The organism is Pseudomonas sp. GX19020 (assembly GCF_023371075.1).
Classification (GTDB): domain Bacteria; phylum Pseudomonadota; class Alphaproteobacteria; order Rhodobacterales; family Rhodobacteraceae; genus Pseudogemmobacter.
In genome coordinates this window covers 16663-30898 of sequence record NZ_JAMCCR010000002.1, presented here as the reverse complement: position 1 = coordinate 30898, position 14236 = coordinate 16663, and the positions used below count along the sequence as shown (strand labels likewise).

Genomic DNA, 14236 nt, shown 5'->3' with positions numbered 1-14236 from the left:
GCAGCCGGACCGCTTATTCGGCAGGCACTTTATCCGCCAGCGAGGTCAGCGGATGCGCCAGATGCGGCAGCATCTCTTTCGGGCAGACCTGAAGGAAATTGCCGCGCTCGCTCTCCCATTCGGCAAGAATCCTTTCGGCTTTGCGCGAGCCGGTCTCGGCGCGGTGGCGTTCCACCAGGTCTTTCAGCTGCGTCTCCCAATGCGGGTGGCCAAGGCCGTTCGTGAGCAGCCCTTCGGGGTTGACCAGATCCGCAGCCCGGCCTTCGGGGTCGTAAATATAGGCCATGCCCCCGGTCATGCCTGCGCCGAAATTCGCGCCGACCTCACCAAGGATCACTGCCACGCCGCCGGTCATATATTCGCAGCCATTCGAGCCGCAGCCCTCGATCACCACGCTCGCGCCCGAATTCCGGACCGCAAACCGCTCGCCCGCCTTGCCGGCAGCAAAGAGGAAACCATCGGTCGCGCCGTAAAGCACGGTATTGCCGATGATGGTGTTGTCTTCGGCTTTCAGCGGCGAGGCCATCATCGGCCGCACCACGATCACGCCACCCGACAGCCCCTTGCCGACATAGTCATTCGCATCGCCCTGGACCTCGATCTTGATCCCGTTGACCGCGAAAGCGCCAAGGCTCTGCCCGGCATTGCCGGTCAGTTTCACCGTCAGATGGTCATGCTGCAGGCTGTTCTTCATTCCGAACTTGCGCACGATATGCGACGAGGCCCGGGTACCGATGGTCCTGGACGTGTTTCTGACCGCATAGGACAGCTGCATCTTCTCGCCATCCTCAAAGAAGCGGTGGCCATCCTTGATGATCTCGGCATCCAGCGTATCGGGCACTGCATTGCGCGGCTTCGAGCGGTCATAGGTGATTTTCTGCGTGCCATCGACCGTGATCAGAAGCGGGTTCAGGTCAAGATCGTCAAGGCTGGCAGCCCCACGCGAGACCTGGACCAGAAGATCCGGCCGTCCGATGATCTCATCCATCGACCGCGCCCCGATGGAGGCGAGGATTTCCCGCACTTCCTGCGCGTAGAAGGTGATCAGGTTGACGACCTTATCAGCATTGCCGGTGAACTTGTCGCGCAATGCCTTGTCCTGCGTGCAGACGCCGACCGGGCAGGTGTTCGACTGGCACTGACGCACCATGATACAGCCCATCGCGATCAGCGCAGCGGTGCCGATGCCGAACTCTTCCGCGCCCATCATCGCCGCCATGACCACATCGCGCCCGGTCCGCAGGCCACCATCGGTGCGAAGCGTCACCCGCTCGCGCAGGTTGTTCATGGAAAGCACCTGATGTGCCTCGGTCAGACCCATTTCCCAGGGCAGACCGGCATATTTGATCGAGGTGCCGGGCGAGGCCCCGGTGCCGCCATTATGGCCGGACACGAGGATCACATCGGCTTTTGCCTTGGCGACACCCGCCGCAATCGTGCCGACGCCGGAGGCCGAGACCAGCTTTACCGTCACCTTGCAGCGCGGGTTGATCTGTTTCAGGTCATAGATCAGCTGCGCCAGATCTTCGATCGAATAGATGTCGTGATGCGGCGGCGGGCTGATCAGCGTGACGCCTTTCGTCGAATGCCGCAGTCGCGCGATCAGATCGGTGACCTTCATGCCCGGAAGCTGGCCGCCCTCGCCGGGCTTCGCGCCCTGGGCGACCTTGATCTCCAGTTCCTCACAGGCGTTCAGATATTCCGCCGTGACGCCAAAGCGCCCGGAAGCCACCTGTTTGATCTTGGCACAGGGGTTGTCGCCGTTGGGGAACGGGTACTGATGCGCCGGATCCTCGCCGCCCTCTCCGCTGTCCGACTTCGCGCCGATGCGGTTCATTGCGATGTTGAGCGTCATATGCGCTTCGGGCGACAGCGCGCCCAAAGACATGCCCGGAGTCACGAACCGTTTGCGGATCGAGGTGATGCTTTCCACCTCTTCAATCGGCACGGGTTTCCCCAGCGTCTTGATGTCGAGCAGGTCACGCAGATGGATCGGCGGGTTCGACCGCATCGCGGCGGAATAGGTCTTCCACAGATCATAGCTGGCGCGGTCGCAGGCCGCTTGCAGCATATGCATGGTCTGGGCTTCCCAGCCATGCTTTTCACCCGAGCGCCGTGCCTTGTAAAAGCCGCCGATCGGCAGCACATCCGAGCCGCCGAGCCAGCCACGCGCATGGACCTCTTCGATCTTCTGCTCGATCCCGTGCAGACCGATGCCCGAGATGCGGCTGTGCATTCCGGGGAAATATTCCGCCACCATGGCGCGCGACAGGCCCACGGCTTCGAAGTTCAGACCACCGCGGTAAGACGAGATCACCGAGATCCCCATCTTCGCCATGATCTTCAGAAGCCCGGCGTCAATCGCATCGCGGTAACGGCGCATCGCCTCGACAAGGCTGCCTTCCAGGAGGCCCCGGTCGATGCGGTCAGCGATGCTGTCCTGCGCGAGGTAAGGGTTCACGGTGGTGGCGCCGCAGCCGATCAGCACCGCGAAATAATGCGGGTCGATACATTCCGCCGAGCGCACATTGATTGAACAGAAGGTCCTCAGCCCCTTGCGCGTCAGCCAGCTGTGCACGGCACTTGTCGCGAGGATCATCGGCATGCCGACCTTGCCCTCGTCCTGATGCTCATCCGTCAGAATAAGCTGGCCCGCGCCAGACCGCACGGCATCCTCGGCCTCGGCCCGGATCCGTTCCAGCGCATTTTGCAGGTCGTTCAGCGTCGGGCCGACCGGGAAGGTGCAGTCGATGAAAGCGACATGTTCGCCGAACTGCTTCACCATCGCGTCAAATTCGGCATTGGCGACGAAGGGGCTTTCCAGCACCAGGATCTCGGTCTGGCTGGAGTTTTCATCCAGCACGTTGCGCAGATTGCCGAAACGCGTTTTCAGCGACATCACCCGGCCTTCGCGCAAGGAGTCGATGGGCGGGTTCGTCACCTGGCTGAAATTCTGCCGGAAGTAATGCGACAGCGGCCGGTAGATTTTCGACAGCACCGCCGGCGGCGTGTCATCGCCCATTGAGGCGATCATTTCCTTGCCGTCTTCCGCCATCGGGGCCAGAACCTGCTCCAGATCCTCGACCGAATAGCCGGCCGCAATCTGGCGTTTGCGCAATTCGCCCGCCCGGAACATCGCATGTTCCGGCAGCGCGTCGAGATCGGGCGAGAGATGGGTGATCTTGCCGACCCATTCGCCGTAAGGCTGGGCAGAAGCAAGTTTGTCCTTCATTTCGGTGTCATGGTAGAGCTTGCCATCCACCATATCGACCGCGATCATCTGGCCCGGCCCAAGCGCGCCCTTTTCGCGGATGGTCAGTTCATCGACCGGCACCATGCCGGCTTCGGACCCCGCGATCAGCAGCCCGTCGCCGGTGATGACATAGCGCATGGGCCGCAGCCCGTTGCGGTCAAGCCCGCCGCAGACCCAGCGGCCATCGGTCATCGCCAAAGCTGCCGGGCCATCCCAGGGCTCGATCACCGAGTTGCAATAGGAATACATATCCGCCCAGGCCTGGGGCATGGTGTCGGTCTGTTTCGACCAGGCTTCGGGCACCAGCATGGTCTTGGCCATCGGCGCCGAACGGCCCGAACGCACCATGACCTCAAACACCGCATCCAGCGCGCCACTGTCTGACGTGCCGCCCGGGATGATCGGCTTGATGTCTTCCGCCATCTCGCCGAAAGCGCTCGATGCCATACGGATCTCGTGCGATTTCATCCAGTTGACATTGCCCTTCAGCGTGTTGATTTCGCCGTTATGCGCGAGCATCCGGAAGGGCTGTGCCAGCCACCATTGCGGGAAGGTATTCGTGGAATAGCGCTGGTGGTAGATCGCGAAAGCCGAGACGAAACGCTCGTCCTGGAGGTCGGGGTAGAAGACCGAAACCTGTTCCGCCAGCATCATCCCCTTGTAGATCACCGAGCGGCAGGACAGCGAACAGAGGTAGCATCCATAGATCCCCGACGCGGTGACCGCCTTCTCGATCCGGCGGCGGATGATGTAGAGTTCACGCTCGAACTGCTCGCGGTCGATTTCCTTTTCGCAGCGGATCAGGATCTGTTCGATCTCGGGGCGGGTCGCGTTGGCTTTCTCGCCCAGAACCGAGATATCGACCGGAACGTGGCGCCAGCCATAGATATAATGGCCCATGCGCAGAACCTCGGTTTCCACGATGGTCCGGCAACGCTCCTGGGCTGCGAAATCGGTGCGCGGCAGGAAGACCTGGCCGACTGCGATCCATTTCTGCGGATCTGGCTCATGCCCGGTGCGGCGCACCACGTCATAGAAGAAATCGACCGGGATCTGCACATGGATGCCGGCGCCGTCGCCGGTTTTGCCGTCAGCATCGACCGCGCCCCGGTGCCAGATCGCTTTCAGCGCGTCGATCCCCGCCTGCACCACCTTGCGCGAGGGCTTGCCCGAGACCGCCACGACGAGACCCACGCCGCAGGAGGAATGTTCGTCCTCATCGCGGTAAAGGCTGTTTTCAGCCATGAAAGCGCGCTTGGCTTCTTCCGCTTTCACCCAGGCTTCATCATAGATCGTCATGGCTCACTCCTTCAGGTGCTGGCGGGGTCGGAATCGGCAGAGATGCCCATCGAGGCAAGCAGCTCGGCTTCGGTCATTTTCTCGGTCGGGCCGGCAAAGGCCCAGGCATCGGGCTTGGCGTCGATATAGATCTCGCGGGTCAGCCTGGTGTCGGTCAGGTCATCCAGCAGCCCGGCCGCGATGTAATAATCGTCATGGCCCGGCGCATCTTTCAGCCGATACCAGAGCGTGGTGCCGCAGGTGCCGCAAAAGCTGCGCGAGGCCCAGTCTGACGAGGCATAGGCGCGCACATGACCGGCCCCTTCGATATGAAGATTATGCGGCGCCACATCGATTGTGACAAAGGCCGACCCGGTCCAGCGTCGGCACATGCCGCAATGGCAGACACTCAGCTCTGACGGCGGGCTGGAAATGGTCAGCCGCACCGCACCGCACAGGCATTGGCCGGTTTTTTCAGTCGCCATAACGCGCCCTCCACAGCCGCTCCAGCGCCGGATCGGCAGGAGCTTCGGTCATCAGCGGATCGCAGTCATAAAGCGGGCGGGGGGAGGCAAAGCCGGGCTCTCCGGGGAAGATGAAGTCGATCGGGCTGCCGTCGATCGGCAGCCATTGGCCATCGCCCAGATCGCTCTGGCCGGGGCCGGAAAAGAACAGCCGCATCTCACGCGAGATATATTCATTGCCGCGCGAGCGCCGGACCTGGGCGCCATCGGCATCGGTCTCGGTCGCCTCGAATTCGGTTTCCTCCAGCACGACACCGTCAATCGTCACGCTGCGGCCGGTCAGCCGGTCAAAACCGGTCACCGTGGTGTCGAAGCCGGTATTGCGGGTCAGCGAGAATTCAAACGTGTCGATCCCGGTCTCAATCAGTTCCGAGAACGAGGCCGGATCGGCGGGGGCCGGCGCCAGGATCTGCACCGTACCTGCGCCTTCGCCTTCGCTGATGCTCTCGACCCATTCGGTTTCGGAATTGATCCGCGACCGGAAGAAAAGCCCTTCCTGGTCGAAATCGGCGCGCCACTGATCACCTTTCGGATCGGTGGTGCAGGTATAGTAATTCGACACCCGGCAGCCCTTGGCCTGCACGGTCATGAAGATCTCGCAGCTTTCCGGGGCAGACCAGGTGCGCGCCTCTGCCAGACCCGCCAGCATGGGCAGCAGCGCAGAAGACAGGGTGACGGTGAAAAAACGGTTCATATCGGCGAGACCTCGTAAGCAGGGAGCACTGCCCCCGACTGTACCTTGCTTCTGATGGTATCGGTATTCACTTCAAAGCCATCTTCGCCCGAGAGGATCAGGGCGAAGGGGCGCAGATGACGGACCTGTTTCGCGCCTTCACAGCCCTCGCCGCACGCCCCGCCCGGGATCGCGGGGGAGGTCGTGTCAAAGGGTCTGGCTGCGGCCAGGGCGGGCGAGACCACCACGGCGCAGAGCAGAGCAAGGCAACGGATCATGGCGCTTCTCCCGGGAAAGGGTCACTCGGCCGCGACAGCGGCATGACCAAAGGAGTCGATGATCGCATCTGCCGCCTCGCGGCCGTCACGGATCGCCCAGACGACAAGGCTTGCCCCGCGCACGATGTCACCCACGGCATAGACGCCCGGAATTGAGGTCGCATGGCTGCGGAAATCGGCCTTGATCGTGCCCCAGCGGGTGACGGTCAGCTCGTCGACGCCCCAGAGTTTCGGCAAGGCTTCGGGTTCGAAACCGAGCGCCTGCACGACGAGATCGGCGGGTTCGACATAATCGGCGCCCTCGATCACCTCGGGCGACTGACGGCCCGAGGCATCCGGCGCGCCAAGGCGCATCTTCTGTACCATCACGCCCTCGACCTCTGTGCCGCCCGAAAAGCCTTTCGGCGCCGCGAGCCAGACGAAGTCTACGCCTTCCTCTTCGGCATTCTGCACCTCGCGCTGCGAGCCGGGCATATTGGCTCGGTCGCGGCGATAAAGGCATTTCACCGAAGTCGCGCCCTGGCGGATCGCGGTGCGCACGCAGTCCATCGCGGTATCGCCGCCGCCGATGACGACGACGCGCTTGCCGCTCGCGTTCAGGCTGCCATCTTCATATTCCGGCACGCTGTCGCCGAAAGAGAGCCGGTTCGACACGGTCAGATAGTCAAGCGCCCTGACAATTCCGCGCGCGCCCGAACCGGGGGCCTCGATCTCGCGGATCTTGTAGACGCCGGTGGCGATCAGCACGGCGGTGTGGCGCGCGCGGATTTCCTCGAACGAGAGATCAACGCCGACGGTGCAATTCAGGACAAAGGTGACGCCCGAGGCCTCCAGCTGTTCCACCCGGCGCATGACAACCGGCTTTTCCAGTTTAAACCCCGGGATGCCATAGGTCAGCAGCCCCCCGGCGCGGTCATAACGATCATAGACCGTGACCTGGACACCCGCGCGGCGGAGCCGTTCAGCAGCGGCAAGCCCGCCCGGGCCCGCGCCGATGATGCCGACCGATTCCATGCGTTCGACATGCGGGACAACCGGCTGCACCCAGCCTTCTTCCCAGGCGGTATCGGTGATGTATTTCTCGACCGAGCCGATGGTGACCGTGCCATGGCCGGATTGTTCGATGACGCAATTGCCTTCGCAAAGCCGGTCCTGCGGGCAGATACGGCCGCAGATCTCGGGGAAGGAATTGGTGGCCTGGCTGATCTCCCAGGCCTCTTTCAGCCGGCCCTCGGCGGTAAGGCGGAGCCAGTCGGGGATATTGTTGTGCAGCGGGCAATGCGACTGGCAATAAGGCACGCCGCATTGGGAACAGCGGCTCGCCTGCTCGGCCGCCTTTTCTGCCGCAAATTCGCGATAGATCTCGTCGAAATCCTGGTTGCGGTCAGAGGCTTTGCGTTTCTCGGGCATCTCTTTGCCCAGGGAAACAAATTTCAGCATCTTTTGCGTGGCCATGGCTGCGCTTCCCTCAAAGCAGGTTCCGGGTGCGCCTTCCTACATCTGAGGGGTTTTGAATAAAAGTCAGCAATTCTGACCTATATATCGTTTTCGAGGGCTTTCGATTAAAAATCCTCAGCTGTATGTGAAAAATAGGTCAGTATCGGTTCCTGACCTGCCTATTTGCCAGCCAAAAGCGCGATCAGCGCTGCCGTTCCCACGATGATTCGCCACCAGCCAAAGATCGCATAGCCATGGCGGCTGACATATGAGAGCACCCATTTCACCACGAGAACCGCTGCAAGGAAGGCCACGGCAAAGCCGACGGCGATATCCCAGACCGCGCTGAAATCGAGATCATTGCGGCTTTTGAACAGATCATAGGAGACTGCGGCGATCATGGTCGGCAGGCTCAGCAGGAAGGAAAACTCGGCTGCGGCGCGTTTTTCGACCCCCATCATCAGGGCGCCGACAATCGTGGCGCCAGAGCGCGAGACGCCGGGGATCATCGCAAGACACTGGCAAAAACCGATGGCGAGCGACTTGCCCAGCGGCAGTTCCAGCGCGTCGAAATGCTGCGGTTTCGGCGCGATACGGTCCACCACCAGCAGAATGACGCCGCCGATGATCAGCATGATCGAAATCAGCTTCGGCGATTCAAACAACACGCTTTTGATATAGCCATGTGCCAGCAGCCCGATCACCACGGCGGGCAGAAAGGCCAGTGCCACTGACACAATGGCACGCCGCGCCGCCATATCATGGCGCGCATCCATGAAAAGCCGCCCGACCTTGACCGCAAATACCGAGGTCAGCGCCAGGATCGCCCCAAGCTGGATCACCACCTCGAAGGTCCGGCTTTCCGAGGTGAAGCCAAGGAAATGCCCCGCCAGCAGCAGATGTCCTGTCGATGAGACCGGAATAAACTCAGTGAGCCCTTCCAGGAGACCCAGAAAGGCGGCAATCAGCGTGTTGTCCACAATCTCAGACCTTCTTCAGGTTTTTTGCCGAGTTCTTGATGGCGGCATATTGCCCCGAAGGACGGAAGCGCCACAGGTAATCCGGAATCACCGCTTCAAAAGCGGAGGCAGTCACGCCCAGATCGGCGAAGCCGCGCGCGCCCTCAGTCACCACATTATCGGCCTTCAGCATTTTCAGCTGATCGCGGGTGAGGATCTTGTTGACGATCAGGCCACCGGTCAGCACTTCGGCCATGTCAAAGCCGAAGGCCGGCAGCGACATCAGCCCGCCTGGCAGGTTGAGGATCAGACGGCGACGCTGGATCACCGGCAGCATGCGCTGCAAAAGATCCTGGAGCGGCATCGCCTCGGGTCCGCCCAGCTCGTAAATGCCGGCAGCGGCGTCAGCGGTAACGGCATTGACGGCAGCCAGGGCCACGTCATCGACCCAGACCGGCTGGAAGCGGGTCTGACCGCCGGCAATCGGCAAGATCGGTGCGAATTGCGCCATGCCGGCGAATTTGTTGAAGAAACTGTCTTCGGTGCCGAAAATCACCGAGGGGCGCAGGATGACCGCACCGGGGAATTCCGCCGCGATTGCGGCCTCGCCGGCTGCTTTGCTGCGGCCGTAAAGCGAGGCGCTGCCGGCATCGGCCCCGAGCGCCGAGATATGGATCAGCTTTGCGACACCGGCCTCGCGCGCGGCGCGGGCGATGATCGTGGCGCCGTCGACATGGACGGCCTGAAAGTTGTTCCGGCCGCCGCGGCGGAACGTGCCGACGCAATTGACCACAGCATCCGCGCCAAGGGCTGCGCGTTTCACGCTGGCTTCATTGCGGATGTTGCACAGGATCGGTTCGACCTGGCCCGGGGCGCCATAGGGTTTGACGAAGATCGCCTCGTTCGGGCGGCGTACCGCGACGCGGACCCGCCAGCCAAGGCCGGCGAAGCGCCTGGCGATATAGCGGCCGACAAAGCCCGACCCGCCGTAAATGGTGACCAGCTTGCTCATGCGGAAATCTCCCCTGCGGGCGTCGCGTCCATTCCCCGTTCCATAGCCCCCGGATGCCGGGCCAGCAAGCCCAAAGCCCCATGAGAGGACCGCGCCAGCGAGCCTTTCGCACGAGTGTCAAAAAATCTTGCGATTTCCGCGCGAGCCCGTGTTGACAACCCTTTGCCCCAGGGCTACATCGCCCTCACTGAAAGCGTGCCCAGATGGCGGAATTGGTAGACGCACTGGTTTCAGGTACCAGCGCTGCAAGGCGTGGAGGTTCGAGTCCTCTTCTGGGCACCAAATCTATACCAAGCAATTGTTTTTGCTGGATAGCCCCCGATCAGGGGGCTTTTCCATTTCTGATACCCGCAAAAACAAGAGCGACCAGTCGCCACCAATGACAGCCAGTATTGCGGCAGAGTCTCCCCCAGCCGAAGCCGGGGGCGGAAGTCGTGATATCAGCCCGGAACACTCCGGACGCGGCTGGGGCTGCGGTTGAGATATCAGCCGATCTGCCGGAGGCTTGCACCGCCATTTCGGACCCTGACTATCTTTCGGCGCTAATGCGTAACTCCCGCCTGAGGCAGGATTCGCCCTTTCGCCGCTGTCATTGCTCCACGCAGAGGATCTCTGCCGTTCCGGGGGCCAAGAAACGGATGTTCGGTGCGATACGGATCTGGATTTCGGCAGGCTGGCGGGCGGGTAGTGGATTGCTCATGCGGACCATCTGACCGCCTGGATTCACAACTTGAATCCTTTGCGGCCAGAGGCATGCAACAAAGCCCGGCGCGAGGCAAAAGCCACACACGGAGAGGTCTGGTCAGCGCCTCTGATAGAGGAAGTCAGAAAGGATGCGGGTGATGGCACCAGCGCTGTCGCCTGTACCGTAATCGGGTATCGACCGGCGCTCGGTCTGGCCTTCCTGGGTCCAGAGCCGGTTCCAGCCGGCTTCGATCGTCTCTACCCATTCGGTTTCGTCACGCAGCGTGACGCAGGGGACGGAATGGAAATAGGCTTCCTTCTGCACCCCGCCGGAGTCGGTCAGCATCAGCCGGGCATCACCAAGCAGTCGGTGGAAGTCGAAATAACCCTGCGGCTCAATCACCATGATCCCATCCAGATCCAGGTTCGCGGCCACTTGCCGGGTCCGCGGATGCAGGGGAAGCACCAATGGAACACCCTCAGCCGCCGCGGCCTCGCGCAGATAGGCGATAACCCGTGCCAGCTTTTCGGGTGAGGAGGTGTTCTCTGCCCGGTGGATGGTGGCAAGGCAATAGCCCTTCGGCGTCAGGCCGAGGTCCCTGAGGATATCGGAGCGGTCGGCCGACAGGCTGCGGGCGTGCAGCGTAGCGTCGAACATGACATCGCCCACCTCATGCACCTGCGGTCCGGTGATTCCCTCGGCGGCCAGGTTGCGCACAGAGAGGCCAGTCGGGCAGAATAACAGGGCGCTGAGGTGGTCGGTCAGGACGCGGTTGATCTCCTCGGGCATGGCACGGTTGAAGGAGCGTAGCCCCGCCTCGACATGGGCGATGGGAATGCCCAGCTTTGCCGCCGCAAGCGCACCCGCCAGGGTGGAATTGGTATCCCCATAGACAAGCACAAGATCCGGGCGGTTCTCGACCATGACCGTTTCCAGTGCTGCCAGCATCCGGCCTGTCATCTCGCCATGCTGGCCACCATGAATGTCCAGACTCCAGCGCGGGGCGGGAATGTCCATTTCGGTGAAGAAAATGTCGGACATATTGGCGTCGTGGTGCTGGCCCGTATGAACGATCCACTCGGTTAGTTCCGGGTGGGCGCGCAGTGCCCGGCTGACCGCGCCCGCTTTTACGAATTGCGGCCTGGCGCCGACAACAGTCAGGACGGATTTCGTCATGCTTCCATTCCCGTCTTCTTCTGGGTGAAGGAATGCCCGGTCAGCCGGCCGATCTGCTCAAGCAGTTCGAGGGTGCCGCCGCGGCGGGTGAACCTGTCATTATATGCCGCGTCGCGCCGAGTTGCCGCGGGCGTGTAATCAGCGATGAAAGAGGCAAGTCCCTCAGGCGTATTCTGTGCCCAATAGATTCCCTCAAGCCCTTTTAGCACCTCGGCAACCGCGCCGCCATATAGTGGGCCATGGGTGACGATCAGGATATCCAGACCATAGGCCAGGTAGTCGTAAAGCTTGGTTGGCGTTTCGAATCCGGTTTCCGAGACGAAGACGATGCCACAATCGGCCTGCGAGATCAGGCCCAGCACTTCGGGATAGGGCAGCGTGCCATGCAGCTCCACCTGGGGAGCCTCCTGATCGGCGGGATCGATTCCTGCGAGGTTACCGATGTGATGCAACCGGTGGCGTGTGGGATCCAGCGCTCCGATCAGCGCTGTGGGCGAGCGATCATGGAAGATCGTCCCGGCATGGACGAAGTGGATGGACGAATCCGCCTCCCGCCAGCGTGTCCGCGCTTGTACCAGGGTGCGCTCGTCAAAGCCGTTCGGGATGACTTTGACCGGCACATCTTCCAGCGCCTCTACTTTGGCGATGCAGTCGTCGTTGACGACGGTCACCAGGTCGGCCTGGAGGTTATAGCCCTGTTCGAGGTAACGGACAGCTTCCCGCGCCTGCGGCGTGAAGGCCATGCGTGGATTGTTGGCAAAGGGGTCGCGGTAATCGAGGATCACCCGCGCATACCAGCGGCGTTTGGCCCAGGTGGCGAAGTCGAAGACCGCAAAGGGATTGCCTGACAGAATCACCACGTCGTATTGATCGTCTGCGGCTTCGAAATGCCGCTCCAGTGCGATGCGCCAGTAATAGGAAAGCGTCGAGGCGCTCTTGGCGTTCAGCTTCTCGCTGTCGAGGAAGGGAACTGCCCAGCTTTCAGGCTTGCCGTCGGGCCTGATCAGCACGGCAGGGCCCCAGTCGGGGATGATCCGTACATTTTGGGGAGGATTCGGCCATGGTGTCGCCGTGGCGAGGGTGATCTCCACCTCTCCCTGCGACAGGGCTTCCATCTGAGCGTGCCAGTAATTGATCCGCTGCACTCCGACAGTTCTGGATGGGCCGGAGAAATAGGCGATCAGCAATACCTTCAGCTTCCCCGAGCCGGACTTCCCGGATGGTTGGAAGCTGACCGGGGTGACGCGCACGGACTCCAGCGCGCGGGCGATGGCCTGTGGACCATCGGAAGCCAGGACACCGGTGTAATGGGGAACATAGGCGCGGCGGAACTGTTCCTCTATGTCGGCATCGGCAAAGATGCACAGCGAAGCTGACCCGATCAGGGCATAGTCCCCGACGAAAACGCGCTGAAGCGCCTGCGCGAAGGTCAGGCCATAGGAAAACAGCCCCTGGGCCGAGCCCAGCAGTGCCAGGTCGCGCAGAGGATTGGCATGCGAGATGATCAACGCGCGGTCCGGACCCAGGCGGTCTGAGATCCAGCGAGCGACTGCAATCCATTCGTCGAGCTTCCCGGCGGTGATTGCCGCAGCCACATCCAGTCGCGCAGCGGGAAGGGCGATGCGGTGGCCCTCGAAACTCAGCTCGCCCGGGACGTGGCGGATGCGGGGAAGATCGTCGAGGCCAGGCAGGGCGGCATCGCCAAGCGCAAGCGCAGACGTGAGGACCGGGGCGTTCATCGTCTCAGGTTCCTTCTGCTCCAGCTGTGGCGGCCAGCGCGGGGTGTGCGGCTGGCGGGGCGGATACCTTGCGAACCCGAATATACGATCCCCCGCAACAGGGATAGTCTTGTCAGTTTTTCGTGCCGGGTTGTTTCGGGGCAAGGAGCGGGTTGATCGAGCGAACAGGAAGGACGAGAGCCCGCGTGGCAGATATCGGGATGGCATTGCTGAAGGGCCGCCCAGGGCATCCCGGGCTTTGCTCACCACCGCCCGGTCTTCCGGCGAGGCCGCCAGTACCGCCGGATGATCGGCCCGTGCTGCCCGCGATCCGTCACAGAGCGCGTCACCGCTGGCTGGCGTCCCGTTCAGGCAGCCCGGCCAGCACGCCCTCGAGCTGCTCAAGAACGAACGCCTCGGTGAGGGCGATGCCAAGGTCGGCCTTCTGGTCATTGCGCGAGAGCTGAGTGATGAAATCTGCGGGAACCCCGACAGCGTCAATTTGCCGAAGGGGCGGGCATGAGCGACGACACTTCCAAACTCACCGCAATCAGGACGGGCACGCCATGTGAAAACCTCATGGCGGCATTCGGCATCTTGCAGCAGGCGGTCCTCGCGACCGATCACACCCGCCCTGCTGATGCCGTTTCTCGCAATAGTTGATGATGCCCGGTGGGAGGCCTGATCCGTGACCTGGTCTGACAAGGACCGGGCCGAGGTCGCTGCCCGCAATTGCGCCCTGGTACACTGTCCCGTGCCAATCATCCCGCCCAAGGTGATTGCGGCTGACACCGACCCCTGGGCAACTGACTGGGATGTCCGAGGTGGACGGCTTCTCACCGCGAAAGCGTGCTAAAATAGGGCCGAGTTGCGGAACAGCGGCGCGAGCTTCCGGGAGATCGGGCGGCATCTCAACCGTAGCTACAGTCACGTCCATAGCGTTCCTGGCGGATTCGCGTGATGGCCGAATTACCCCTCGGTTACGACGGAGGGGTGATTTGTCGCGCCGACTTAATGCCGCCACTGGTTAGGATCGGTCGCCATGCGTCGTTTTGCTATAGGCGGGCAGATAAGCGGAAAGATCGGGTCAATCCCAAATTTTCCGTTTAAAACCAACCATTATGATTGAAAGTGGTGGCGAGGGAGGGACTCGAACCCTCGACCTTGCGATTATGAGTCGCACGCTCTAACCAGCTGAGCTACCTAGCCACTGGGCGCGGGGATATGCGGGCCGGTCAGAAGC

At 62.0% G+C, this 14236-nt stretch carries 11 protein-coding genes and 2 tRNA genes; 3 read left to right on the top strand and 10 right to left on the bottom strand.

Annotation, left to right across the window (positions count from 1 at the left end; translation table 11 throughout):
- Positions 1-13 precede the first annotated feature (13 nt).
- The 7 genes from gltB to M3484_RS04740 form a co-directional block, all read right to left on the bottom strand.
- Positions 14-4552, bottom strand: coding sequence for a glutamate synthase large subunit (gene gltB / locus M3484_RS04770; protein WP_249495964.1), 4539 nt, complete (start codon positions 4550-4552; stop codon positions 14-16).
- Between the two features lie 11 nt (positions 4553-4563).
- Complete coding sequence (locus M3484_RS04765; RefSeq protein ID WP_249495963.1) at positions 4564-5016, bottom strand: GFA family protein; 453 nt, start codon at positions 5014-5016, stop codon at positions 4564-4566.
- A complete protein-coding gene (locus M3484_RS04760; RefSeq protein ID WP_249495962.1) occupies positions 5006-5749 on the bottom strand; it encodes a hypothetical protein in 744 nt (247 codons plus the stop codon). Before M3484_RS04760 ends, M3484_RS04765 begins: the two co-directional genes overlap by 11 nt.
- Positions 5746-6006: a hypothetical protein gene (locus M3484_RS04755; RefSeq protein WP_249495961.1), complete on the bottom strand. Its 261-nt coding sequence runs from the start codon at positions 6004-6006 to the stop codon at positions 5746-5748. Before M3484_RS04755 ends, M3484_RS04760 begins: the two co-directional genes overlap by 4 nt.
- Positions 6007-6027: 21 nt before the next feature.
- Positions 6028-7461 carry an NAD(P)-dependent oxidoreductase gene (locus M3484_RS04750; protein WP_249495960.1) on the bottom strand — a complete coding sequence of 478 codons (1434 nt, stop codon included), beginning with the start codon at positions 7459-7461 and terminating at the stop codon, positions 6028-6030.
- Positions 7462-7622: 161 nt separating this feature from the next.
- Positions 7623-8423, bottom strand: coding sequence for an undecaprenyl-diphosphate phosphatase (locus tag M3484_RS04745; protein ID WP_249495959.1), 801 nt, complete (start codon positions 8421-8423; stop codon positions 7623-7625).
- A 4-nt stretch (positions 8424-8427) separates the two neighbouring features.
- Positions 8428-9414 (bottom strand): complex I NDUFA9 subunit family protein, encoded by a 987-nt coding sequence (locus M3484_RS04740; protein ID WP_249495958.1) that lies wholly within the window; start codon positions 9412-9414, stop codon positions 8428-8430.
- A gap of 197 nt (positions 9415-9611) precedes the next feature.
- On the opposite strand from M3484_RS04740, the gene M3484_RS04735 reads away from it, so the two are divergent.
- Positions 9612-9696 (top strand) — tRNA-Leu (locus M3484_RS04735).
- Positions 9697-10216: 520 nt separating this feature from the next.
- On the opposite strand, the gene wecB is transcribed toward M3484_RS04735, so the two are convergent.
- The gene (gene wecB / locus M3484_RS04730; protein WP_249495957.1) at positions 10217-11275 is read right to left on the bottom strand and encodes a non-hydrolyzing UDP-N-acetylglucosamine 2-epimerase; all 1059 of its coding nucleotides are present in this window, start codon (positions 11273-11275) and stop codon (positions 10217-10219) included.
- Complete coding sequence (locus M3484_RS04725) at positions 11272-13260, bottom strand: glycosyltransferase family protein (protein WP_249495956.1); 1989 nt, start codon at positions 13258-13260, stop codon at positions 11272-11274. Before M3484_RS04725 ends, wecB begins: the two co-directional genes overlap by 4 nt.
- 252 nt (positions 13261-13512) lie before the next feature.
- Between M3484_RS04725 and M3484_RS04720 the strand changes: the two genes are divergently transcribed.
- Together M3484_RS04720 and M3484_RS23935 are read left to right on the top strand one after the other, a co-directional pair.
- Positions 13513-13656, top strand: coding sequence for a hypothetical protein (locus tag M3484_RS04720; RefSeq protein WP_249495955.1), 144 nt, complete (start codon positions 13513-13515; stop codon positions 13654-13656).
- A gap of 205 nt (positions 13657-13861) precedes the next feature.
- Positions 13862-13954 (top strand): hypothetical protein, encoded by a 93-nt coding sequence (locus M3484_RS23935; RefSeq protein WP_502942431.1) that lies wholly within the window; start codon positions 13862-13864, stop codon positions 13952-13954.
- A 171-nt stretch (positions 13955-14125) separates the two neighbouring features.
- On the opposite strand, the gene M3484_RS04715 is transcribed toward M3484_RS23935, so the two are convergent.
- Positions 14126-14202: transfer RNA gene (locus M3484_RS04715), tRNA-Met, on the bottom strand.
- Positions 14203-14236: the final 34 nt, after the last annotated feature.

What these genes read in the sequence shown, in the direction of transcription:
- gltB (WP_249495964.1), bottom strand. Translation starts at nt 4,552, where the DNA reads ATGACGATCTATGATGAAGCCTGGGTGAAAGCGGAAGAAGCCAAGCGC.
- M3484_RS04765 (WP_249495963.1), bottom strand. Translation starts at nt 5,016, where the DNA reads ATGGCGACTGAAAAAACCGGCCAATGCCTGTGCGGTGCGGTGCGGCTG.
- M3484_RS04760 (WP_249495962.1), bottom strand. Translation starts at nt 5,749, where the DNA reads ATGAACCGTTTTTTCACCGTCACCCTGTCTTCTGCGCTGCTGCCCATG.
- M3484_RS04755 (WP_249495961.1), bottom strand. Translation starts at nt 6,006, where the DNA reads ATGATCCGTTGCCTTGCTCTGCTCTGCGCCGTGGTGGTCTCGCCCGCC.
- M3484_RS04750 (WP_249495960.1), bottom strand. Translation starts at nt 7,461, where the DNA reads ATGGCCACGCAAAAGATGCTGAAATTTGTTTCCCTGGGCAAAGAGATG.
- M3484_RS04740 (WP_249495958.1), bottom strand. Translation starts at nt 9,414, where the DNA reads ATGAGCAAGCTGGTCACCATTTACGGCGGGTCGGGCTTTGTCGGCCGC.
- wecB (WP_249495957.1), bottom strand. Translation starts at nt 11,275, where the DNA reads ATGACGAAATCCGTCCTGACTGTTGTCGGCGCCAGGCCGCAATTCGTA.
- M3484_RS04720 (WP_249495955.1), top strand. Translation starts at nt 13,513, where the DNA reads ATGAGCGACGACACTTCCAAACTCACCGCAATCAGGACGGGCACGCCA.